Raw genomic sequence first — 22,066 nt, forward strand, 5'->3', positions numbered from 1 at the left:
CTGCTCGGCCGGTTCCTGCCGATGGTGTTCGTCCTCGCGCTGGCCGGTTCACTCGCCGAGCAGACGCCCGTACCCGAGACCGCGGGCACCCTGCGCACCGAGAAACCGCTGTTCACCGGCCTCCTCGTCGGCACGATCCTGATCATCACCGGTCTCACCTACTTCCCGGCCCTCGCGCTGGGACCGCTCGCCGAAGGGCTCGCAGCATGAGCGCCATCACTCCTCCCCGGGCACCGCACCCGGACGTACCCACGGGGCACAAGCCCGAGGGCGGACGGGTCGGAGGGGGCCTGTTCGATCCGAAGCAGCTGGTCAGGTCCTTCCCGGACGCGATCAGGAAGCTCGACCCGCGCGTGATGGTCAAGTCGCCGGTCATGTTCGTGGTGCTCGTCGGCTCGGTGGTCACCACCGGGCTGGCGGTGGCGCACCCGGGTGACTGGTTCGGCTGGGCGATCACCGTCTGGCTGTGGCTGACGACGATCTTCGCCAATCTGGCGGAGGCGGTCGCGGAGGGCCGGGGCAAGGCCCAGGCCGACACCCTGCGCAAGGCCAAGACCGACACCATCGCCCGCCGCTTGACCCAGGACGGCAAGAGCGAGGAGCAGGTCCCCGGCACCGAGCTCAGGATCAGCGACCTCGTGGTCTGCGAGGCCGGCGACATCATCCCCGGCGACGGCGACGTCGTCGAGGGCGTCGCCTCCGTCGACGAGTCGGCGATCACCGGCGAGTCCGCCCCCGTCATCCGCGAGTCGGGCGGCGACCGGTGCGCGGTCACCGGCGGCACGAAGGTGCTCTCCGACCGGATCGTCATCAAGATCACGACGAAGCCGGGCGAGACCTTCATCGACCGGATGATCAACCTGGTCGAGGGCGCGGCCCGGCAGAAGACCCCGAACGAGATCGCCCTCAACATCCTGCTGGCGTCCCTCACCATCGTCTTCCTGCTCGCCGTGGTCACCCTCAAGCCCTTCGCGATCTACGCCGGGGCCGACAAGCAGACCTCGATGATCGTGCTGGCGGCGCTCCTCGTCTGCCTCATCCCGACGACCATCGGCGCGCTGCTCTCCGCGATCGGCATCGCCGGCATGGACCGCCTCGTCCAGCGCAACGTCCTCGCGATGTCCGGCCGGGCCGTCGAGGCCGCCGGCGACGTGTCGACGCTGCTGCTCGACAAGACCGGCACCATCACCCTCGGCAACCGCCAGGCCTCGGAGTTCGTCCCGGTCAAGGGCGCCACTGACGCGGAGGTCGCCGACGCCGCCCAGCTCTCCTCGCTCGCCGACGAGACCCCCGAGGGCCGCTCGATCGTCGTCCTCGCCAAGGAGAAGTACGGGCTGCGCGAGCGCCACCAGGGCGAGCTGGCGCGCGCCACGTGGATCGAGTTCACCGCCCAGACCCGGATGTCGGGCGTGGACGTGGACGGCAAGAGCATCCGCAAGGGTGCCGCGGGCTCCGTGGTCACCTGGGTGAAGGAGCAGGGCGGCCAGGTCTCCGACGACGCCGACACCCTCGCCAACGCCATCTCCGAGGCCGGCGGCACGCCCCTCCTCGTCGCGGTCAAGGACGGCAAGGGGGCGCGCGTTCTCGGCGTCATCCACCTCAAGGACGTCGTCAAGGACGGCATGCGCGAGCGGTTCGACGAGCTGCGCCGCATGGGCATCCGTACGGTCATGATCACGGGCGACAACCCGCTGACCGCCAAGGCCATCGCCGAGGAGGCCGGAGTCGACGACTTCCTCGCCGAGGCCACCCCCGAGGACAAGATGGCCCTCATCAAGCGCGAGCAGGCCGGCGGCAAGCTCGTCGCCATGACGGGTGACGGCACCAACGACGCCCCCGCGCTGGCGCAGGCGGACGTGGGCGTGGCGATGAACACGGGCACGTCGGCCGCGAAGGAGGCCGGCAACATGGTCGACCTCGACTCCAACCCGACCAAGCTCATCGAGATCGTCGAGATCGGCAAGCAACTCCTCATCACCCGAGGCGCGCTGACCACCTTCTCCATCGCCAACGACGTCGCGAAGTACTTCGCGATCATCCCGGCCATGTTCGCGGTCGCCTACCCGTCGCTGGACAAGCTCAACATCATGGGCCTGGCCTCGCCGGAGTCCGCGATCCTCTCCGCGGTCATCTTCAACGCGCTGATCATCATCGCGCTCGTGCCGCTCGCCCTGAAGGGCGTGCGCTACCGGCCGTCCAGCGCCGACTCGATGCTCCGCCGCAACCTCGGCCTCTACGGACTCGGCGGCCTGATCGCCCCGTTCATCGGCATCAAGATCATCGACCTGCTCATCTCCCTCATCCCCGGAATCGGCTGACCATGACGAACAACTCCGTAGGAAACGCGGGACGTCTGCTCTGGGCCGCTCTCCGTGCCCTGCTCGTCCTGACCGTGGTGACGGGCGTGCTCTACCCGCTCGCCGTCACCGGGCTTGCCCAGCTCGCCTTCCCGGGCAAGGCGAACGGTTCCGAGATCAAGGACGCGAGCGGCAAGGTCGTCGGCTCCGAGCTCATCGGCCAGACCTACAACCTCCCGCTGAAGGACGGCGAGGAGACCGCGAGTGCGGACCTGAAGTGGTTCCAGCCGCGCCCGTCCAACGGCCTCGGCGTGAACTCCGTCAACACCCAGTACAAGCTCATCCTCTCTGGTGCCACCAACCGCTCCGGCGACAACGGCGCCGTGACCGACAAGGAAGGGAAGGCCGTCTGCCCGGAGAAGCCGGAGGAGGGCACCCTGTGTGCCCAGGTGACGGATGCCAAGGCCGCCGTCGTCAAGGACAACTCCACCCCCGACTTCAAGGTGAAGCCGTCCGACGTCCCCGCCGACGCCGTCACGTCCTCCGGATCGGGCCTGGACCCGCACATCTCCCCGGAGTACGCGAAACTCCAGGCCCACCGGGTCGCCGAGCTGAACCACCTGGACGTCTCTGCCGTCGAGAAGCTGGTTGCCGACCACACCGACGACCGCATCCTCGGCTTCATCGGCGAACCCCGCGTCAACGTCCTCCAGCTCAACATCGCGCTGAAGAACCTCGTGACGGCCAAGGGCTGATGGTCTTACGCACGACGCAAGGGAGCCGGCAGCCCGGGAACGCCCCGGCTGCCGGCTCCCGACGCGCATCCGACGCCATGCTCAAGACGAAAGGCAGTACGCGGATGACCCGGGTCCTGGTCGTCGAGGACGACGCGCAGCTCGCGCGTGCTCTGACGATCAACCTCAAAGCACGCACGTACGACGTGGACGCGGCCCACGACGCCGCCACCGCGCTCCGGCTCGCGGCCACCGAGCCACCGGACGTGATCCTCCTGGATCTCGGGCTGCCGGACATGGACGGCATCGACCTCATCCGGGCGCTGCGAGGCTGGAACCGGGCTCCGGTGCTCGTGCTCTCCGCCCGCAGCGGGTCCGAGGACAAGATCCGCGCCCTCGACGCGGGTGCGGACGACTACATGACCAAGCCCTTCAGCATGGACGAACTCCTCGCCCGGCTGAGGGCGGCCACCCGCCGTCTGGAGGAGTCGCCCGTGCATGCGCGGACGGGCACCGGAGTGGCGGGCGGCCTGGTCACGACCGATGACTTCACAGTCGATCTCGTGGCGAAGAAGGTACGCCGCGGTGACCGCGACATCCGGCTCACACCGACCGAGTGGCACCTGCTGGAGATCCTCATCTGCAACCCCGGCGTCCTCGTCAGCCAGCAGCGCCTCCTCAAGGAGGTGTGGGGGCCGAGCTACGGCACCAAGACCAACTACCTGAGGGTCTACATGGCGCAGCTGCGCCGCAAGCTGGAGGCGGATCCGTCACACCCTCGCTATCTGATCACCGAGCCCGGCATGGGATATCGATTCGAGACGTGACGCCTCGCCCGCACACGTACCCGCTCTGTCCGACATCGACGAGAAACGACACCATGGGACGCGGAAAGCTTCGTATCTACCTCGGCGCGGCACCGGGCGTCGGCAAGACGTACTCGATGCTCTCGGAGGCCCACCGGCGGGTGGAGCGCGGCACCGACTGCGTCGTCGCCTTCGTCGAGCACCACGGCCGGCCGCGTACGGAGGTGATGCTGCGCGGCCTGGAGGCGATGCCGCGCAAGGAGATCGCGTACCGGGACACGGTCTTCACCGAGATGGACGTCGACGCGGTCCTCGCCCGGAAGCCCGCCGTCGTGCTCGTGGACGAGCTGGCCCACACCAACATCCCCGGCTCGCGGAACGCCAAGCGCTGGCAGGACGTCGAGGAGCTGCTCGCGGCCGGCATCGACGTCGTTTCCACGGTCAATATCCAGCACCTGGAGTCGCTCGGCGACGTGGTCGAGTCGATCACCGGGGTACGGCAGCGGGAGACCGTCCCGGACGAGGTGGTGCGCCGCGCCGCCCAGATAGAGCTGGTTGACATGTCGCCGCAGGCCCTGCGGCGGCGGATGGCCCACGGCAACGTCTACAAGCCGGACAAGGTCGACGCGGCCCTGTCCAACTACTTCCGCCCCGGCAACCTGACGGCCCTGCGCGAACTGGCCCTGCTCTGGACCGCCGACCGGGTCGACGAATACCTCCAGGAGTACCGCACCGAACACCGGGTCTCGAAGATCTGGGGCTCCCGGGAGCGGATCGTCGTCGGCCTCACGGGTGGCCCCGAGGGCCGTACCCTGATCCGCCGGGCCGCCCGCCTCGCCGAGAAGGGCGCGGGCGGCGAGGTCCTGGCCGTCTACATCTCCCGCAGCGATGGCCTCACCTCTGCCTCCCCGAAGGAACTGGCCGTCCAGCGGACTCTCGTCGAGGACCTCGGCGGCACCTTCCACCACGTCGTCGGCGACGACATCCCGGCCGGCCTCCTCGACTTCTCCCGAGGCGTCAACGCGACGCAGATCGTCCTCGGCGTCAGCCGCCGCCGCTCCTGGCAGTACGCCTTCAGCCCCGGTGTCAGCGCCACCGTCGCCCGCGAGTCGGGTCCGGACCTGGACGTCCACATCGTCACCCACGACGAGGCGGCGAAGGGCCGCGGGCTGCCCGTGGCGCGTCGCGCGAAACTCGGGCGGTCCCGCACCATCTGGGGTTGGGTGGTCGGCCTCGCCGGCCCGGTGGCGCTCACCCTGCTGCTCAGCGGCGCCCTGCCCGACATGGGTCTCGCGAACGACGTCCTGCTGTTCCTCACGCTCACCGTCGCCGCCGCACTCCTCGGTGGCCTACGCCCGGCCCTGGCCTCGGCGGCCGTGGGGTCGCTGCTGCTCAACTACTACTTCACCCCTCCGATACACGAGCTCACGATCGCCGACCCGAAGAACGTGGTCGCCCTGGTGATCTTCGTGGGAGTGGCGATCTCCGTCGCCTCCGTGGTCGACCTTGCCGCCCGCCGCACCCACCAGGCCGCCCGCCTGCGTGCCGAGGCGGAGACGCTCTCCTTCCTCGCCGGCAGCGTGCTGCGCGGCGAGACCGGACTCGACGCACTGCTCGAACGGCTCCGGGAGACCTTCGCCATGGAGTCCGTCGCGCTCCTGGAGCGCCACGACGACACCGAGCCGTGGACGTGCGTCGCCGCCGTCGGCCCCTGCCGCCCGGCTGGCCGGCCCGAGGACGCGGACGTCGACATGCCGGTCGGCGACCACCTGGCGCTCGCGCTGACCGGCCGCGTCCTGCCGGGAGAGGACCGGCGCGTCCTCGGCGCGTTCGCCGCGCAGGCCGCGGTCGTCCTGGACCGGCAGCGGCTCGTCGACGAGGCGGAGGAAGCCCGCCGACAGGCCGAGGGCAACAAGATCCGTACCTCGCTGCTCTCCGCCGTCAGCCACGACCTGCGCACCCCGCTCGCCGGCATCAAGGCCTCGGTCTCCTCGCTGCGGGCGGAGGACGTCGAGTGGTCGGAGGAGGACCGGGCCGACCTGCTCGCGAACGTGGAGGAGGGCGCCGACCGGCTCGACCACCTCGTCGGCAACCTCCTCGATGTCTCCCGCCTGGAGACCGGCACCGTCACCGCCGTCCTGCGGCAGACCGACCTCGACGAGGTCGTTCCGATGGCCCTCGTCGGCGTGCCCGACGACAGTGTCGAGCTCGACATCCCCGAGACCCTGCCCATGGTCGTCGTCGACCGCGGCCTGCTCGAACGGGCCGTCGCCAACGTCGTCGAGAACGCGGTGAAGTACAGCCCTGACGGAACCCCGGTCCTCGTGGCCGCCAGCGCGATCGCCGAGCGCGTCGAACTCCGGGTCGTCGACCGTGGCCCGGGCGTGCCCGACGAGGCCAAGGACCGCATCTTCGGCGCCTTCCAGCGCCACGGCGACGCCCCGCGGGGCGCGGGAGTCGGCCTCGGCCTCGCCGTCGCCCGCGGCTTCGTCGAAGCCATGGGCGGCACGGTCACGGCGGAGGACACCCCGGGCGGCGGCCTGACCATGACCATCAGCCTCCGCAGGGAGGACGGCGCCCCGCCCTTCCACCCCGAGGCGACGACCGCGACGACGTGACCGCTCGGAACCGTACGGCCGGATGATCAGTCATCCACCAGGGTGCCGGCAGGGCACCGAGGACGCGGACGAAGGGGGAGTGCTGGTGAGCGAGACGGAGCACTCGCGAACGAAGGCGCGCATGACCGGGGTCAAGGCACTCGCCGCCGCCCTGGCGATGGCGGCGGCCGGTAGTGCGGTCTGGTTCGGATTCGCCGGAGGCACGGCGACCGGCGACGACCTGGGGGACGGCTGCCGGGGGTCGCTGGCGGTAGGAGAGGCCCGGACGTTCTTCGCCGGTGCCGACCTGGAAGTGCGCGGGCACACCGGTGAATGGGTCGGATACGACACGGAGTGGTGCTCGGTCACGGCGCGCGGACAGGCCTCGGGGCCCACCCTGCGGCTGCAGATCCGCCCGGTCGCCGCACACCGGGCCAGCGGTGCGGCGGAAGAGTCCTCGGCGACGCCACTCGGACACGGATGGGACGGCTCGTTCGTCAGCCGGAACCGGCCCGAGGCGGCGGTCCTCGTCGACTGCGCCGCGCTGCCCGGCAAGGGCCTCCTGATACTCGCCGAGGCCACCGCGAAAACCGAGGACCTCACCAGGACGCAGCTCCTCCAGGTCGCCCGGCTCGCCACGGAGACGGCCCGGACCGCGGCCGGCCGCTTCCACTGCGAGGGACCACTCGGCACACGTCCCTCCGGCGTGGACCTCAGTGGCTGGCGCGATGTCCCGCCCGCCCGCGCGACCGGAACCTGCCGCGACGTGGTCTCCGCCGCGACGGCGGCCCGACTGGGTGTCACGGCGGTGTCCGAGAAGCCGGCCGGCCGCGCGCTGACGGAGGCCTGCGCGCTGAGGCGCGGGGCGACGACGGTCGCCGATCTGACCGCCTACTACGGAGCCTCCGCCGAGCAGGAGATGTATCTCGACGGCCGCTACCCCGGCAGCGTCAGGGGCGCCACCACGCGCGCCCCCACCTGCGAGGGAGCCCTCGGGACCGCGTACGTCAAGCTGGTCGGTCCGTCCGGCGGCCAGGGCGGTCCGGGGGACCTCCGGCCCGCCGACGTCCAGGAGCTGCTGGGCCGCTTCGCGGCCACGTCGACGGCCCGCCACGGCTGCCCCGGGTGAGCCGGCACGAGGAACGGACGTTCAGGCGTCCGGGCCTGGGCGTTTCCACCCCGGGCGGCATCTGCCGCGCAGGGGCGGACCCGGCTCTGTCGGAACTGGCCACCGACGGACCGTAGGCCGGTCGGTCCGTCGGTCCGTCGATCAGGAGGCATCCGCCGGGGCGGACCGATCGGTCGCGGTGCCCGTCTGGGTTTCCGGCGTCTCCGGCGTCGGCGCCGCAGCGGCGTCGAGGTTGCGGGCCGCCCGGTCGAAGTAGCGGAGCGGCTCCACCGGGAAAGGCATCACGCGGCGACTGCGCGACCTGGCCGACGGCGAAGGCGTAGTCCTGCACCTCGATCGTGGCGCGGGCGGGATCGGTGACCCGGTAGTAGACGACCGCGTCGCCCTTGACCGAGACGTTGTCCCGGGTGATGCCCTCGTGCGTCGGGATCGGCAGCGTCGCGACCTGGACGTTCACCTTCCGCATGCGGTCCGCGACCGGGATCAGGACGGTGATGCCGGGGCTGACGATGGCCAGGCAGCGCCCTTCCGAAGCGGAACACCGCACCCCGCTCGACCTGATTGATCACACGCGTCCCACTGCGCATCAGCAACAGAACGAAGACGGCCAGGACGACGACTCCGACCACTGCGCTCCCCCTGGCGCCCTCCTTCATGAACCCGGTTCGACACTGGTCAGGACGGCTGAGCGGGACCCGGGGATGCGCCTCTAGCGTCAGGAACACGTCAAACTTGTGGTGTCGGCGCCGGTGCCGGAGTGTGACGGGGGCCGGGCGCGCATGATGGAGGGAGAGCGTGTGGGTGTGGCGTGTCGGTAGGAGCCTCCGATGGCGCGAGGACGATTGCGGATCTACCTCGGGGCCGCCCCGGGGGTGGGGAAGACGTACGCCATGCTTGAGGAAGGGCAGCGGCTGCGTGCGAGCGGCACGGATGTCGTCGCCGGTTTCGTCGAGCCGCACGGGCGACGGCCGACCGCCGCGATGGCCGAAGGGCTGGAGACGATCCCCCGACGCACCATGACTCACCGCGGGGCGGCCTTCACCGAGATGGATCTGGACGCGGTGCTCGCCCGGCACCCGCAGGTCGCCCTGGTCGACGAGCTGGCCCACACGAACGTACCAGGCTGCCGCCACGCCAAGCGCTGGCAGGACGTCGAGGAACTCCTCGACGACGGGACGGACGTCGTCACCACCCTCAACGTCCAGCACCTGGAGTCACTGGGCGACGTGGTCCGGCAGATCACCGGCGTCCCGCAGCGCGAGACCCTGCCCGACGAGGTCGCGCGCCGCGCGGACCAGATCGAGCTGGTCGACCTTCCACCGGAGCTACTTCGCCGCCGCATGCTGCACGGAGACATCTACCCCGCCGACCGCGTCGAGGCCGCCCTCACCCACTACTTCCACGTCGGAAACCTCACCGCCCTGCGGGAACTCGCCCTGCTGTGGCTCGCCGACCGCGTGGAGGAAGGACTGCAGCGCTACCGTGCCGAGCACGGCATCACCGCACCCTGGGAGACCCGCGAACGCGTCATGGTCGCCCTGACAGGCGGCCCGGAGGGCGAGACCCTGATCCGCCGCGCGGCCCGGGTCACCGCCCGAACGCCCGGCAGCCAGCTTCTGGCGCTGCACGTCATCCCGAGCGACGGACTCGTCCATGCCGACCCGGCCGCCCTCGCCGCCCAGCGTGCCCTGGTGGAGTCGCTGGGCGGCAGCTACCACCAGACGACCGGCGACGACCTCCCCGAGACCCTGCTGCAGTTCGCGGAGGCCGAGAACGTCACCCAGATCGTGCTGGGCGCCAGCCGGCGCGGACGGCTCTCCACCTTCCTGTACGGAAGCGTGGGACACCGGACGATCCAGCGTTCAGGCCCGATCGACGTGCTCGTCGTGACCCACGAGGAGGCCGCCGGCTCCTCCTCGCCCCTGCGGCTGCCGCACCCGACACGCGCCACCGGACCACGTCGGTTCTGGGGCGCGATGCTGCTGGCAGCGGTGGTGCTTCCGGCACTGACCCTGCTCCTGGTCGCGCTACGGGGGCACGTGGACCTGGCCCTCGTGCTCGTGCTCTACCTCCTGACCGTCGTCGTGATCGCCCTCTTCGGTGGTCTGCCGCCCGCCCTGTTCGCAGCGTTGGCCGCGGGACTGCTCGCCGACTACTACTTCACCCTGCCCCTGCACTCGCTGGACGTGGAGCACACGTCCGACACCGCCGCCCTGCTGGTTTTCGTCGTCACGGCCGTCGTAGTCGGTTCGGCCTCGGGAACAGCCGCGCGCCGCACGTACGAGGCCGTCCGCGCGCGGTCCGAGGCGCGTGCCCTGAGCAGGCTCGCCACCTCCCTGATGCACGGCCAGGACCTGCCGACCCTTCTCGAACAGGTTCGCGAGGACTTCGGCCTGGACGCGGTCAGCCTGCTGCAGGAGGACACGGAGCACCCTGCCGATCCTCGCTGGTCGGTCGTCGCCGCGGCCGGAGAGAACCCTCCGGAACGTCCGTACGACGCGAACGTCGAAACGCCCGTCGACAGCCCCGCCGCCGACGGACCGACACTGGCGGCCCGCGGTCGCACCCTCAGCGGTGACGACCAGCTCCTGCTGGGCGCGTGCGCCGCGCAGCTGGTCATGGCGTACGCGCACGGGCGGCTCGCCGCCCTGGCGGCCGAGACCGGCCTTCGCGCCGAGGCGGAACACACGCGGTCCTCGCTGCTTCTCGCCGCGAGCCGTGATCTGCGGGCCCCGTTGCACGCCGCCGAGGAGGCGTTGCGACGCCTCCCTTCCCCTCCCGCCGCAGCGGACGGACGGCCGTCCGTCCAGCGCGACGACGCCCGGCTCCTCGACACGGCCCGGTCATCGGTACGCCGTGCCACCCAGCTCGTCACGGACCTCGACGACCTCAGCCGCCTGCGTGCCGAATCCCTGGACCTCTACCTACGCCCGGTCGACCTCGACGAGGTACTGACCGCGGTCCTGGACACCCTCGGCCCCGGCAGCGACAGGATCCGCTGCACCCTGCCGGAGCACCTACCCGACGCGATCGCCGACGCGGCGGTGCTCACCCGCGTACTGGCCGCGCTGACAGCGGAAGCCCTGCGCCACACCCCGCCCGAGGAGCCCGCACGCCTGACCGCCGAGGTACGGTCCGGTCGGCTGGTGATACGAGTGGGGGACGGAACCGGAGCCGGGTCGGGCAGCGCGGCGTCGATGACGGATGCGAGCCCACCGACGGACACCGTGATCCTGCGGCTGGCCCGCGATCTGGCCGAGGCCATGGGCGGCACGCTGGACTCCGTGGCGTCCGGGCCACGGTTCGCGATGGCGCTCACTCTTCCGGCAGCGGTTCCCCACACGGCGCGTCCTCCGTCGTAGCCACTCGGCGGTATGGGACGCCCCGCTCGCTGCCGTCGCCGGAATCGCGGCGGTCGGGAGCGTCAGCCCGCAGCCCATGTCGCGAAGGGAGTTGTCCATGGGGGAAGCCTGGACGTCGACGGGCGTCGCCCGCGCCGATCCGGAGGAATCCTGCCGCAGCCCTGACGCCGCGCCCGCTGCCAAGGCGGCACGCCTGGACGGAGCCCAGCGGGCCACGCGGTCCACGAGATCGGCGATGAGGTGGGGCTCATCCTCGATCACGAGGTGTCCGGCGCCCTCGATGACGCCGAGCTCGACGCCGAGCCGCCGGTGTACGGCGGCCTCAAGCGGTCGAGGGGGCAGGAACACGTCGTGCCCGCCGGTGACGACCCGGCGGGGGACGGGCCGGTCGGGCACGGCAGCCGGCCCCGGGGCACCGCCGGACCGGGCGTGCCGGGCGACGAGTGTCATCAGGTCGCCGGCGTCTGCGGTGACCAGCGTGGAAAGGATCTTCACGACGGTGGTCTTGGGGCAGGGTGGCTTCCTTTCCACGGCTCGTGCGGCGGCCCGTGCGCCGAGTTTGTCGGCCAGTTGTTCGAGCGGGTCGGCGGAGGCGCGGGCGGTGGTCGACTTTGCCGACGGGGTGGGCTGGATCTTGTCGCCCGGGGCGGTCATGTGGTGAGGGCGTACGGCGGTGCCGAGGATGTGGGTGGCGGTAGGCATCGGGTTGACGGGCTTGATGCCGCAGAGGTGAAGTGCCCCTGGCGGTACTGGTTCTCCCTAGATTCACAGCGGGTCTTCAGCCGCTTCACCGGTACCGGCCTCTCCTACGACAACAACGGGGCTCCGATCACCCTCGGGCCCGACGGCACCGCGTACGTGGGCGTCTTCAACGGCATCGTCGCGGTCCGCGGCAGCGCCTGACCCCGCCCGGACACACGACAGCCGCCCCGGGACGCGTGTCCCGGGGCGGTCTCCCGTACCGCTCACTCCATATCGGGCGTCTTCCCGACGGTGGTCTTCATGTCGATCACCGCGAAGGCGGCACCCTGCGGGTCCAGGATCGCCGCGAACCGGCCGAAGGGGCTGTCCATCGGACCGAACACCTTGCGCCCGCCGAGCCGTTCGGCCGCCTCGACGGCCTTGTCGCAGTTGTCGACGCCGAAGTACAGCTGGATGTAGGGCGGGATCTCGGCCGGGAAGCCCTCCGCCGTCATCACCATCCGGCCGAGCACCGGCTGCGGGCCACCGAGGTCGAAGACCCGGTAGTCCATGTGCTCGTCCTTGATCTTCTGGGAGCTGTAGCCGAAGACCTCGGTGAAGAACGCGTCGGACTTCGCGGGCTCCCGGGTGAAGACCTCGGCCCAGGCGTACGAGCCGGTCTCGCCCTCCAGCTCGAAGCCCGCGTGCTGCCCGGCCTGCCAGACGCCGAACGCCACGCCCGAGGGATCCTGGGCGATGCACATCGAGCCGAAGTCGCCGACCTGCATCGGCTCCATCAGGACCGTGCCGCCCGCGCGGCGGATCTTCTCCGCCGTCGCGGCGGCGTCCGGGGAGGCGAAGTACAGACACCAGGCCGACTGCGGCTCCCCGTCCTGGCCCGGCATCGGGGGCACGACGGCCGCGACCGCCTTGCCGTTCTTGTACGCCTGCGTGTAGTTGCCGAATTCCGACGAGGACTCGCCGAAGGTCCAGCCGAGCACGTCGCCGTAGAACGTCTTGGCGCCCTCGACGTCGGTGAACATCGCGTCGGTCCAGACCGGCGTGCCTTCAGGTCGTGCGGCCATGACGGTGACTCCCACTTCCGATTCGACAGGGTGACGATGTCGGGCACGATGCCCGCCTCGATGACGTGTTCCTGTGTGCCACGCTAGCCACGCTCGCCCCGGAGCGCTCGGTGACGCGATGTGACCGGCCCCGAATGCTGCGACCATGCACGGCATGAGGACACAGGGGGGCGACGCCATGATCGAGGTGCCCGGGGGGCGGGTCACGCTGTCGGACCGCCGCACGGAGCGGAGCTGGACGGTCGACCTCGCCCCGTACGGCCTGAGCGCCGTCCCGGTCACCCGGGAGCTGTACGAGCAGGTCACGGGCGACCACCCCGGCACCGCCCGCGGCGACCGGCTGCCGGTGGAGGGCGTGTCCTGGCAGGACGCGGTCCGCTTCTGCGACGCCCTCTCGGCCAGGGAGGGACTCCGGCCCGCGTACGGGGTCCCCACCGATCCCGATGACGAGTACGGGCCCGCCTGGGACCGGACCGCCGACGGCTACCGCCTCCCCACCGAGGCCGAATGGGAGCACGCCTGCCGCGCCGGCACCACGGAGCCCCGCTACGGCCCGCTCGACGAGATCGCCTGGCACCGGGGGAACTCCGGCGAACGCCTCCACGAGGTGGCGGGACTGCGCCCCAACGCCTGGGGCCTCCACGACATGCTGGGCAACGTCTGGGAATGGTGCTGGGACCTGTACGACGCCGAGGTCTACGGCTCGTACCGCGTCCTGCGCGGCGGCGGCTGGTTCGACCCCCACTGGAGCTGCCGGGCCTCGGTCCGCCGCCGCAGCCACCCCACCCTCACCCTGGACGACGTGGGCTTCCGCCTGGCCCGCACTCTCCCGGGCTGACCGCCCGGCCCGCGTCGACCATCGGCCCGCGTCGACCACCGGGAAGGGCCGACCGCCGGGCCGGTTCAGCCGGGCATCCTGCCCAGGACGTACCGGTGGAACCGCGCGTCCGCCAGCGGCGGCTCGGGCCGCCACACCCGCAGCACCTGGGCGGAGGGCAGGAACAGCGCCGTCGGCAGGCGATCGGGACGTGTCCACTCCCAGCGCTCGATCTTGTCCGGCTCGGCCACGGCGGGCACCCCACGGAAGCCGCGCAGGACGGTGGCGGCGGTCATCCGGGTCAGCTGCGTGGACGTGACCGAGTCCAGGAGCAGCCCGATGACCTCCACGTCGGCGGCCTCCGCGACGAGCGTCGTCTCCTCGGCCAGCTCGCGGACCACCGCCTCCTCGACGGACTCCCCCGGCTCGACCTGTCCGCCGGGCAGTTCCCACACCCCGGAGCGGTGCAGTCCCAGGAGTACCCGCCCGGCGTCGTCGGTCACGACGACCCCCGCGCCGAGGGAGGCACGGGCGGGCGGCGGCTGGACATTGCGCCGGGCGGTGGCGGCCCGGTCGGTGCTGTTGCTCATGCCCGCACTTCTACCAGCACGCACTGACAGCCGACCCGGGCCTCCCGTCCTCTCAGGCCGTCGGCGGTGCCGGTGGGACAACCGCCACCGGGCAGTGGGCCTCGTGGAGGACCGCGTGGGCCACCGAGCCGATGAGCAGGGAGCCCAGGCGGTGGCGGTGGTGGCGGCCCACGACCAGGAGGGCCGCGTCGCGCGAGCCCTCCACCAGGCGGCCCGCCGCGTCTCCGGGGACCACCGCGGGGACCAGCTCGACCCCGGGCCGGCGCTCGGCGAAGGGACGCAGCCGTTCGGACTGCTCCCGCTCCGCCTCCCGTACGAGCTCCTCCGTGTCGTCCGCGAAGGCCGGCGGCGGCGGGACCTGGAGGGCGGGGGAGGGGGCGACGACGAGCGCGCCCGGCTGCGGCGGGACCCGGAAGGCGGTCACGGCCTCCAGCGGTACGCCCCGGTGGTGCGCCGCCTCGAACGCGAAGGCCACCACCTCGTCCGCCGTCTCCTCCACGTGCAGGCCGAGCAGGACCCGGCCGGCCTCCGCCCCGCCGTCCAGGGAGGCCGCGCGTGCCGCGTGCGGGACGACCACGAGCGGGCACGGCGCGGTCGCGGCGAGCGTACGGCTGGTGGAACCGAGGAGCAGGGAGGCGACGCCCCCGTGTCCACGGGAACCGGTCACCAGGAGCCGGGCGCCTCGCGCCGCCACCGGCAGGGCGTCGTTCACGGTCCCGTCCAGGGACTCGTACCGAACGGGTGCGCGGTGCCCGCGTTCCTCGACGACGGTCCGCACGGCGTCCAGCACCGTGTCGGGCAGCTCGGGGGCCGGGCCCAGGGAGGCGATGCGGGCGGCGCCGAGCTGGAGGGCGTCGGAGCGGACATGGGCCACGACCAGCGGTGATCCCAGGTGCTCGGCGGAGCTCAGGGCCCATTCGAGGGCGCGGAGGCTGTGCTCGGACCCGTCCACGCCGACGACGACCGGCGGCTCGGACGCGGTGCTCGTGTCACTCATGGAGGAATGACTCCCGCACCCGCCCGTACGCCACACCGGTCAGAAGAAGTCGGGACCGGGCGGCCCGACGGGCCGCCCGGTCCCCGGACGGAGCGGTCAGGCGCCCTGCTCGCTCCGCGCCGCGCGCTCGGCGTCGCGCTCCTTGATGCGGACGGTCTCCTTGCGGACCTCCGCCTGCGTGGCGCGCTCCTTCTGGAGCCACTCGGGCAGCTCCTGGCGCAGCTCGTCGATCTGCTCGGTGGTGAGCGGCTCGGTGATGCCGCCGCGCGCCAGACCGGCGATGGAGATGCCGAGGCGCTGCGCGACCACCGGGCGGGGGTGCGGGCCGTTCTTCCGGAGCTCCTGGAGCCAGGCGGGCGGGTTCGCCTGGAGCTCGGTCAGCTCGGTGCGCGAGACGACACCCTCCTGGAACTCTGCGGGGGTGGCCTCGAGGTACACACCCAGCTTCTTCGCCGCGGTGGCGGGCTTCATCGTCTGGGTGTTCTGGTGCGACGTCATGGGGTCAAGGGTATCGAGCGTGCGGACGAACTCCGACCACGGCAGCTACCGGTAACCTGGCCGGGTGACTGGCTCGGACGCTTCTCCCTCAGATCCCCGTACGGATTCCCCCGCCGGCTCCCCGCCGTTCCGGCTGGCGTACGTGCCCGGTGTGACGCCCTCCAAGTGGGTGCGGGTCTGGAACGAGAGGCTGCCCGACGTCCCCCTCTCCCTCCTCGCCGTGACGCCCGCCGAGGCCTTCGGCGCGCTCCGGGAGGGCACGGCCGACGCCGGCCTGGTCCGGCTGCCCGTGGACCGGGACGACCTCAGCGCGATCCCGCTCTACACCGAGACGACGGTCGTGGTCCTCCCCAAGGACCACCTGTTCGCCGCCGCCGAGGAGGTCTCGGCCGACGACCTCGCCGACGAGCTCGTCCTGCACCCCCTCGACGACACCCTCGGCTGGGAGCGCCCGCCGGGCCGCGCGGCCAACGAGCGCCCGGAGACGACCGCCGACGCGATCGAACTGGTCGCCGCCGGTGTCGGCCTGATCGCCCTCCCCCAGTCCCTCGCCCGGCTGCACCACCGCAAGGACCTCACCTACCGGACGCTCACCGAGGTCCCGCAGTCGCGGGTGGCGCTCTCCTGGCTCGCCGCCGACGAGGCGCCCGACCTGGTGGAGGAGTTCATCGGCATCGTGCGCGGTCGCACGGTGAACAGCACCCGGGGCCGCCGCGCCGAGGCCCAGAAGGGCCAGAAGCAGCCGAAGGAACAGAAGGGCGGCCAGAAGTCGGGGAAGCCCGCCAGGCCGGGGAAGCCGGCGAGCGGCTCCCGTACGGCGGGCAGGCCCGCGGCCCGCAAGAGCGGCGGCGCCGCCGGGGGCTCCGGCAAGGGCCGTACCGGTGGGAAGCCGCGCCGGAAGTCCTGATCCTCCGTACCGCCCCTCCTGCATACTGACCCCTCCTGATCACCGAGATCACGCAGGAGGAGCTTTGGCCGCCAGTTTCAGGACCGTCGTCGAGGTCGCACCGGACCACCTCGACCAGGCCCGGTCCATCGACCGGGTGTTCCAGGACGCGATCGCCCCGGCGACCGTCAACTTCGACTTCGACGCGATACGGGAGGCCGCAGCGGCCGTCCCGGACAGCACCGTGGTGAAGATGGTGCGGGGGTGGGGGCTCCAGGAGTACGCCCCCGTCCTCGTCATGGTGCTCTCGCTCAAGGAGGCCGTCCGGCAGGCCCTGCCTCCGGAGTGCGCGGAGGCCGGCTTCTGGGCCACCGTCGAGCGGGAACTCGTCGGGGCCCTCACGGGCCTCGCCGCGCAGGAGGGGCAGCCCGGGCTCTCCTTCTACGAGGAGTCGGGGGAGCGGACCCGCTTCTACCGGGACCTGTTCTTCGCCCTCCAGGACGAGGAGACGGGCGGGCACATGTACGCGCTGGCCTTCTGTGTCGACGTGACCGTCGAGCTGCCGAAGACCGAGGCCGTGGCCCTGGAGCTGACGGACGTGGTGCCCTTCGCGGTGCGGCTCAACGCGATCGTGGTCCGCCAGGCCCTGGGCCTCGCGGCCTGACGTTCCCCGTCGCCGTCCGTCGTACGCGACCGTGGGCCGTCGTGCGTCCTCGTGGACGTACGCCCTACTGCGCCGTACCGGCCCGCCGTCCCGGGCCGGAACCCCGTACGAGCTCCCGGGCACCGCGCACCGCACAGCGCCAACACATGGGCACCCGCCCGCCCCCGTACCTCCGCGCCTTCCCGCGACACCTCAGCCCTTGAGCCGCCGCCGTCCCGCCCGCGCCGCCGCGACCAGTTCAGGAACCGTGGCGATCTTGACCCGGGGGCGCCCCGCGTCCCTCCCCCTGGCCCGCTCGGCCCGTTCGATGGCCGCGAGCCCGCGCGCGTCGACCAGGTGCCGGCTGCGGGTCCGCGTCAGCCGGCGGAACTCCTGGGCCGTACCCGTGGGCTTCGGCAGCGCCCCGGCGACCGCGTCCGCGAGCAGTGTCCCGACCGTCTCCTCCGCGCACGACCGGTTGGCGCCGATGCCGCCGGACGGCCCCCGCTTGATCCAGCCGACGACATAGCTCCCGGGCAGCCCGGTCACGCGTCCCGCCTCGTGCGGCACCGTTCCGCCGGCCTCGTCGAAGGGCAGCCCGGCGAGCGGGACGCCCCGGTAGCCGATCGCGCGGACGAGGAGACCCGTGCCGATCTCCGTACCCGAGGGCGAACCCTCCTCGGTGACCCGAACGGTCCGTACCGAACCGTCGCCGAGCGCCTCGACCGGGGCCGAGTGGAAGCGGAGGACGATCCGGCGCCGGCCCGGAGCGGGGGGCCGCGTCCAGTCCACCGTCTCGCGGACGACATCGCTCAGGAGCGCGGCCTTCTCGCCGGTGGCCGCCGCGTCGACGGCCGCTCCGGTGCGCGGGTCGCGGTCGTCGACGACGAGGTCCACCCCCGGCAGGTGCTTGAGGGCGAGGAGTTCGGAGCCGGTGTACGCCGCGTGCTCGGGGCCCCGGCGGCCGAGGAGTACGACCTCGCGGACCGGGGTGGCGCGCAGTGCCGCGAGCGCGTGGTCGGCGATGTCCGTGGCGGCGAGTTCGGCGGGGTCCATGACGAGGACGCGGGCGACGTCCAGGGCGACGTTGCCGTTGCCGACGACGACGACCCGTTCGGTGGAGGCGGCCAGGTGGACGGCGTCGGCGCCGGTCTCGGGGTGGGCGTTGTACCAGGAGACGACGGAGGTCGCCGAGACGCTGCCGGGCAGTTCCTCGCCGGGGATGCCGAGCCGCCGGTCGGAGGGCGCGCCGACCGCGTAGACCACCGCGTCGTGGTGCGCGGCCAGTTCCCCCGCGGTGACGTCCTTGCCGACCTCCACGCCGAGCCGCATCGTGACCCGGGGGTGGGAGTGGAAGCGGGCGAAGGTGTCGCCCGCGCCCTTGGTGGCGGGGTGGTCGGGTGCCACGCCGTACCGGAGGAGTCCGCCGGCGACCGGGAGCCGGTCGATCAGCGTCACCTGGGCGTTGGTGTGGAGGAGCAGGTCCTCGGCGGCGTACATGCCGGCCGGTCCGGTGCCGACGACCGCGACGCGCAGCGGCCCGAAATCGGCGGGCAGCGACCGGGCGAAGGCGGGCGCGCCCCAGGGGTGGAAGGTGGGGGAGGCGGGCGTCGGCGCGGGTGTCCGGCCCGCGTAGTAGGCGGCGTTGATCGCCTCGTACTCACGGAGCCGTCCGGTGAGCCGGTCCGCGGGGAAGATCGCGTCGACCGGGCAGGCGTCGGCGCAGGCCCCGCAGTCGATGCAGGTCCGCGGGTCGATGTACAGCATCTCCGTGGTGCCGAAGTCCGGTTCCTCGGGCGTCGGGTGGATGCAGTTGACCGGGCAGACGGCGATGCACGTCGCGTCGTTGCAGCAGGTCTGGGTGATGGCGTAGGTCATGGCAGCGGCTCGGCTCTGCTCGTCGGGGTCTGCTCGTGGGTCTCGGCGGGGCCGCGCGGGCGGGTCGGCGCGGCGTGCGCGCGAGCCGGGTCCGCGGGGGCGGCTCAGAGGAGGTGGGCGCGCTTGTAGAAGAAGAGCGCGGGACGGGTGAGCATGCCGACGTCGGAGAGGAACTCCATCAGCCCGGCGCAGCTGGCGCGGAGCTGGGACTTGTAGTGCTCGTTGGCGGCGGCCTCGCGGCGGGCGCGCTCCGCGTCGAGCCCGGCGCGCACGTACACCTCGGGGTTCACCAGGTTGGTGATGATGTAGTACGCGGCGATGGCGACCACGAGGGACTGGAACCGGCGGCGGGCGCGGCTCGCTCGGGCGAGGTGGCGGCGGGTCTCGTCCCGGGCGAACTTCATGTGCCGGGACTCCTCGACGACATGGATGTTGTTGATCGTGCGGACGAAGGGGACCACCCGCTCGTCGCGCATCCAGTCGCGCTGCATGACGTCGAGGACCTCCTCGGCGACGAGGATGCCGGCGTACGCGGCCTCGCCGAAGCCGACGGTCTTCATGAAGCGTCCGAGTTCGAGGACCGTGCGCCGGGGCCGGTAGGCGGGTGCGCCGAGCTTCTGGGAGCCGCGGGCGAACATGATGGAGTGCCGGCACTCGTCGGCGATCTCGGTCAGGGCCCACTGGAACCGGGGGTCGGTGTGGTCCATGAGGTAGATGTCGCGGAGCACCATCTGCTGGAGGATCATCTCGAACCAGATGCCGGTGCTGGCCACCGAGGCGGACTCCTGCCGGGTCAGCTCCTTGCGCTGGTCCTCGGTCATCTCGTTCCAGTACGCGGTGCCGTAGAGGCTGTTCCACTCGGGGCTCTGGCCGTGGAAGTCCTTGTCGAGGGGGGTGTCCCAGTCCACCTCGACGGCGGGGTCGTACGAGAGCTTGGCGGCCGACCGGAGCAGCCGCTCGGCGACGTCGTCCTGGTCGTGGTTCTCCGGGCGAACGCTGCTGCTTGCCATGGTGCGGCTCCTCGGGGTCGCTCGGTCGGCTCGGGCGCTTGTTAGACTCCGCGTCTAGCAAGCTTGTTAGACGGAACGTATAGCAAGAGCCGCGGGAGGCCCACCCTTCGGTACGGACTTTCTCTCCACCGGGCTGCCCGGGTACGCGAACGGGGCCGGAGCCATGGCGGCTCCGGCCCCGTTCCCCGGGCCAGGACGTGCTGGTCGGGACGCGCTGGTCGGGTTGTGCTGTCGGGGGGGCTAGAAGGTCAGGTTCCAGGCGTCGATCCTGCCCGAGTCCTGGCTCGCGTTGTCGTTCACGCGCAGCTTCCAGACCCCGTTCGCGACCTCCGAGGAGGCGTTGACGGTGTACGTCTGGGCGATGTTGTCCGTGCTGCTGCCCGTGTGGTTGTGCAGCGTGTACACGGTCCCGTCCGGGGCCACCAGGTCGACCTTCAGGTCACCGATGTAGGTGTGCTTGATGTCGACGCCCACCTTGAGGGTGGCCGGGGCGTTGCCCGTCACCCCGCTGACCGTGATCGGGCTCTCGACCGTGGAGTTGTCCGCGATCGTGACGTCCGTGAGGTTCTCGAAGTACGCGCCGGGGGGCTGGGTGGAGCCGCCGGTCGCCTTGAGGGCGTCGACGCGGCCCTCGCCGAAGAAGCTGTTCTTCGCCGTGGTGCCGGTGCAGCGGTTGTCCGCCGGGCAGGCCAGGTCGGTGGCCTGCTCACCGAGCTTCGCCCGGATGTCCGCCGGGGTGTACGCCGGGTTGGCGGAGGCCAGCAGCGCGGCCACGCCCGCCACGTGCGGGGAGGCCATCGACGTGCCGCTCATCGAGGTGTACTTGCCGCCGGGGATCGTGCTGTAGACGGACTCGCCGGGGGCCGAGACCTCGATGACGTCACGGCCGTAGTTGGAGAACGAGGCCTTGGACGAGCCGCTGGTGCCGTTCGCCGCGACCGTGACCACGCCCGGCAGCTCGGCCGGGATGTCGAGGCAGTCGTTGGTGATCGTCCGGGTCACCGGCGTCGAGTCGTTGGGGCTCGACGAGTCCGTGGTCTTGTTGGCCAGGTCGACATTGGAGTTGCCGGCCGCCGCGACCTGGAGCGAGCCCTTGCTCTCGGCGTACGCCTGGGCGCGGCCCACGCCCTCCAGGATGGCCGCCTGGTCGAGGTTGTTCGGGCAGTTGAACTGCCACGGGTCCGTGTAGTAGCTGTTGTTGGTGACCTTGAAGCCGTGGTCACCGGCCCACACCAGACCGCAGATGGTGTTCTCCGCGAAGAACAGGGTGCTGCCGGGCTCGGCGATGCGCACCGAGGAGATCTTCACGCCCGGCGCGACGCCGACGGCGCCCTTGCCGTTCTTGGCCGCCGCGACCGTGCCGGCGACGTGGGTGCCGTGCTGGTCGACGTCGCGCCAGGCTCCGGCGCGGGTGTCCGTCTTGCCGTACGCGCAGGAGACCGAGTCCGCGGCGTTGAAGTTCGGCGCCAGGTCCTGGTGCTGGTCGTCCACGCCGGTGTCCAGGATGCCGACCTTCACCGAGGCGGAGCCCGGGTTGACGGCCCAGGCCTGGTCGGCCTTGATCTGGGTCATGTCCGAGCGGACCGGCTCCGTCGTGGGGGCTGCGGACTGTGCCGGATTGGCCGGGAGCGCCGGGTTGTAGGCGTCGGCGGGGACGTCGGAGGTACGTGTCGCGCCGACCTTCTGGACGCCGGAGACGCCGCGCATCGTGGCGGCGAACGTGGCGGAGGTCGAGTGTGCGACGATCACGCCGATCGCGTCGTACGAGGAGAAGACCGAGCCGCCGTTGTTCGCGATGGCGGTGCGGACGGCGGTGGTGTCGCCCGGGGTCGTGACGACCAGGTAGGCGCGGGTGCCCGCGGCCCAGGCGGCGGGCGCAGCGGCGGCTGCCGGTGCGGCGGCCGGACCGGCCGGGCGGGCGGCGAGGGGCTCGTTGTCCAGGGGGGCGGCCTGTGCGAGGCCGGCGGTCGTGCCGAGCACCAGGGTGGTGCCGAGCGCGAGGGCCGAGAGTCTCATCCGGCCGGATATGTGGGAAAACAATGCGTCCTCCGATGGT

18 protein-coding genes and 1 pseudogene are annotated in these 22,066 nt (G+C 71.9%); 11 read left to right on the forward strand and 8 right to left on the reverse strand.

Annotated elements, in window-relative coordinates; translation table 11 throughout:
- The 6 genes from ABT154_RS32655 to ABT154_RS32680 form a co-directional block, all read left to right on the forward strand.
- On the forward strand, nt 1–210 hold a 210-nt coding region (locus ABT154_RS32655; RefSeq protein ID WP_351861825.1), incomplete at its 5' end, for a potassium-transporting ATPase subunit KdpA.
- Nucleotides 207–2,318, forward strand: coding sequence for a potassium-transporting ATPase subunit KdpB (gene kdpB, locus ABT154_RS32660; RefSeq protein WP_351861826.1), 2,112 nt, complete (start codon nt 207–209; stop codon nt 2,316–2,318). The genes ABT154_RS32655 and kdpB, both read left to right, overlap by 4 nt.
- Before the next feature lie 2 nt (nt 2,319–2,320).
- On the forward strand, nt 2,321–3,052 hold the full coding sequence (locus ABT154_RS32665) for a potassium-transporting ATPase subunit C (RefSeq protein WP_351861828.1): 732 nt from the start codon (nt 2,321–2,323) through the stop codon (nt 3,050–3,052).
- A gap of 104 nt (nt 3,053–3,156) precedes the next feature.
- A complete protein-coding gene (locus ABT154_RS32670) occupies nt 3,157–3,858 on the forward strand; it encodes a response regulator (protein WP_351861909.1) in 702 nt (233 codons plus the stop codon).
- A gap of 53 nt (nt 3,859–3,911) precedes the next feature.
- The gene (locus ABT154_RS32675; RefSeq protein ID WP_351861829.1) at nt 3,912–6,455 is read left to right on the forward strand and encodes a DUF4118 domain-containing protein; all 2,544 of its coding nucleotides are present in this window, start codon (nt 3,912–3,914) and stop codon (nt 6,453–6,455) included.
- Between the two features lie 85 nt (nt 6,456–6,540).
- Complete coding sequence (locus tag ABT154_RS32680; protein ID WP_351861831.1) at nt 6,541–7,563, forward strand: hypothetical protein; 1,023 nt, start codon at nt 6,541–6,543, stop codon at nt 7,561–7,563.
- 361 nt (nt 7,564–7,924) lie between these two features.
- On the opposite strand, the pseudogene ABT154_RS32685 reads toward ABT154_RS32680, so the two are convergent.
- Nucleotides 7,925–8,029 (reverse strand): annotated as a pseudogene (locus ABT154_RS32685) (slipin family protein); the annotation flags it as partial.
- Between the two features lie 361 nt (nt 8,030–8,390).
- Between ABT154_RS32685 and ABT154_RS32690 the strand changes: the two are divergent.
- On the forward strand, nt 8,391–10,925 hold the full coding sequence (locus tag ABT154_RS32690; protein ID WP_351861833.1) for a sensor histidine kinase: 2,535 nt from the start codon (nt 8,391–8,393) through the stop codon (nt 10,923–10,925).
- A gap of 240 nt (nt 10,926–11,165) precedes the next feature.
- Nucleotides 11,166–11,828: a hypothetical protein gene (locus ABT154_RS32695; RefSeq protein WP_351861915.1), complete on the forward strand. Its 663-nt coding sequence runs from the start codon at nt 11,166–11,168 to the stop codon at nt 11,826–11,828.
- 62 nt (nt 11,829–11,890) lie between these two features.
- Here ABT154_RS32695 and ABT154_RS32700 read toward each other — a convergent pair whose 3' ends face one another.
- Nucleotides 11,891–12,691, reverse strand: coding sequence for a VOC family protein (locus ABT154_RS32700; RefSeq protein ID WP_351861835.1), 801 nt, complete (start codon nt 12,689–12,691; stop codon nt 11,891–11,893).
- 154 nt (nt 12,692–12,845) lie between these two features.
- On the opposite strand from ABT154_RS32700, the gene ABT154_RS32705 reads away from it, so the two are divergent.
- Complete coding sequence (locus ABT154_RS32705) at nt 12,846–13,529, forward strand: formylglycine-generating enzyme family protein (protein ID WP_351861837.1); 684 nt, start codon at nt 12,846–12,848, stop codon at nt 13,527–13,529.
- 65 nt (nt 13,530–13,594) lie between these two features.
- Here the strand turns inward: ABT154_RS32705 and ABT154_RS32710 are convergent, their stop codons facing one another.
- The 3 genes from ABT154_RS32710 to ABT154_RS32720 all read right to left on the reverse strand — a co-directional run bounded on the left by ABT154_RS32710 (nt 13,595) and on the right by ABT154_RS32720 (nt 15,593).
- Nucleotides 13,595–14,098, reverse strand: coding sequence for a nucleotide triphosphate diphosphatase NUDT15 (locus ABT154_RS32710; protein WP_351861839.1), 504 nt, complete (start codon nt 14,096–14,098; stop codon nt 13,595–13,597).
- A 52-nt stretch (nt 14,099–14,150) separates the two neighbouring features.
- A complete protein-coding gene (locus tag ABT154_RS32715; RefSeq protein WP_351861840.1) occupies nt 14,151–15,095 on the reverse strand; it encodes a universal stress protein in 945 nt (314 codons plus the stop codon).
- Nucleotides 15,096–15,191: 96 nt separating this feature from the next.
- Complete coding sequence (locus ABT154_RS32720) at nt 15,192–15,593, reverse strand: DUF5997 family protein (protein ID WP_317875397.1); 402 nt, start codon at nt 15,591–15,593, stop codon at nt 15,192–15,194.
- A 64-nt stretch (nt 15,594–15,657) separates the two neighbouring features.
- Between ABT154_RS32720 and ABT154_RS32725 the strand changes: the two genes are divergently transcribed.
- Nucleotides 15,658–16,500 (forward strand): LysR family substrate-binding domain-containing protein, encoded by an 843-nt coding sequence (locus ABT154_RS32725; RefSeq protein ID WP_502969652.1) that lies wholly within the window; start codon nt 15,658–15,660, stop codon nt 16,498–16,500.
- A 64-nt stretch (nt 16,501–16,564) separates the two neighbouring features.
- The gene (locus ABT154_RS32730) at nt 16,565–17,143 is read left to right on the forward strand and encodes a Type-2Aa cytolytic delta-endotoxin (protein WP_351861844.1); all 579 of its coding nucleotides are present in this window, start codon (nt 16,565–16,567) and stop codon (nt 17,141–17,143) included.
- 192 nt (nt 17,144–17,335) lie between these two features.
- On the opposite strand, the gene ABT154_RS32735 is transcribed toward ABT154_RS32730, so the two are convergent.
- The 3 genes from ABT154_RS32735 to ABT154_RS32745 form a co-directional block, all read right to left on the reverse strand.
- Entirely contained in the window at nt 17,336–19,000 is a 1,665-nt protein-coding gene (locus ABT154_RS32735) for an FAD-dependent oxidoreductase (RefSeq protein WP_351861846.1), read from the reverse strand.
- 104 nt (nt 19,001–19,104) lie between these two features.
- Nucleotides 19,105–20,010: an AurF N-oxygenase family protein gene (locus ABT154_RS32740; RefSeq protein WP_351861848.1), complete on the reverse strand. Its 906-nt coding sequence runs from the start codon at nt 20,008–20,010 to the stop codon at nt 19,105–19,107.
- Between the two features lie 240 nt (nt 20,011–20,250).
- Nucleotides 20,251–22,026, reverse strand: a complete 1,776-nt coding sequence (locus tag ABT154_RS32745; protein ID WP_351861850.1) for a S8 family serine peptidase — start codon at nt 22,024–22,026, stop codon at nt 20,251–20,253.
- Nucleotides 22,027–22,066 lie beyond the last annotated feature (40 nt).

It is taken from the genome of Streptomyces sp. NPDC001728, assembly GCF_040297565.1.
GTDB lineage: Bacteria > Actinomycetota > Actinomycetes > Streptomycetales > Streptomycetaceae > Streptomyces.

What these genes read in the sequence shown, in the direction of transcription:
- ABT154_RS32705 (WP_351861837.1), top strand. Translation starts at nt 12,846, where the DNA reads ATGAGGACACAGGGGGGCGACGCCATGATCGAGGTGCCCGGGGGGCGG.
- ABT154_RS32690 (WP_351861833.1), top strand. Translation starts at nt 8,391, where the DNA reads ATGGCGCGAGGACGATTGCGGATCTACCTCGGGGCCGCCCCGGGGGTG.
- ABT154_RS32710 (WP_351861839.1), bottom strand. Translation starts at nt 14,098, where the DNA reads ATGAGCAACAGCACCGACCGGGCCGCCACCGCCCGGCGCAATGTCCAG.
- ABT154_RS32745 (WP_351861850.1), bottom strand. Translation starts at nt 22,026, where the DNA reads ATGAGACTCTCGGCCCTCGCGCTCGGCACCACCCTGGTGCTCGGCACG.
- ABT154_RS32675 (WP_351861829.1), top strand. Translation starts at nt 3,912, where the DNA reads ATGGGACGCGGAAAGCTTCGTATCTACCTCGGCGCGGCACCGGGCGTC.
- ABT154_RS32670 (WP_351861909.1), top strand. Translation starts at nt 3,157, where the DNA reads ATGACCCGGGTCCTGGTCGTCGAGGACGACGCGCAGCTCGCGCGTGCT.
- ABT154_RS32740 (WP_351861848.1), bottom strand. Translation starts at nt 20,010, where the DNA reads ATGGCAAGCAGCAGCGTTCGCCCGGAGAACCACGACCAGGACGACGTC.
- ABT154_RS32700 (WP_351861835.1), bottom strand. Translation starts at nt 12,691, where the DNA reads ATGGCCGCACGACCTGAAGGCACGCCGGTCTGGACCGACGCGATGTTC.
- ABT154_RS32720 (WP_317875397.1), bottom strand. Translation starts at nt 15,593, where the DNA reads ATGACGTCGCACCAGAACACCCAGACGATGAAGCCCGCCACCGCGGCG.
- ABT154_RS32665 (WP_351861828.1), top strand. Translation starts at nt 2,321, where the DNA reads ATGACGAACAACTCCGTAGGAAACGCGGGACGTCTGCTCTGGGCCGCT.
- ABT154_RS32735 (WP_351861846.1), bottom strand. Translation starts at nt 19,000, where the DNA reads ATGACCTACGCCATCACCCAGACCTGCTGCAACGACGCGACGTGCATC.
- kdpB (WP_351861826.1), top strand. Translation starts at nt 207, where the DNA reads ATGAGCGCCATCACTCCTCCCCGGGCACCGCACCCGGACGTACCCACG.
- ABT154_RS32715 (WP_351861840.1), bottom strand. Translation starts at nt 15,095, where the DNA reads ATGAGTGACACGAGCACCGCGTCCGAGCCGCCGGTCGTCGTCGGCGTG.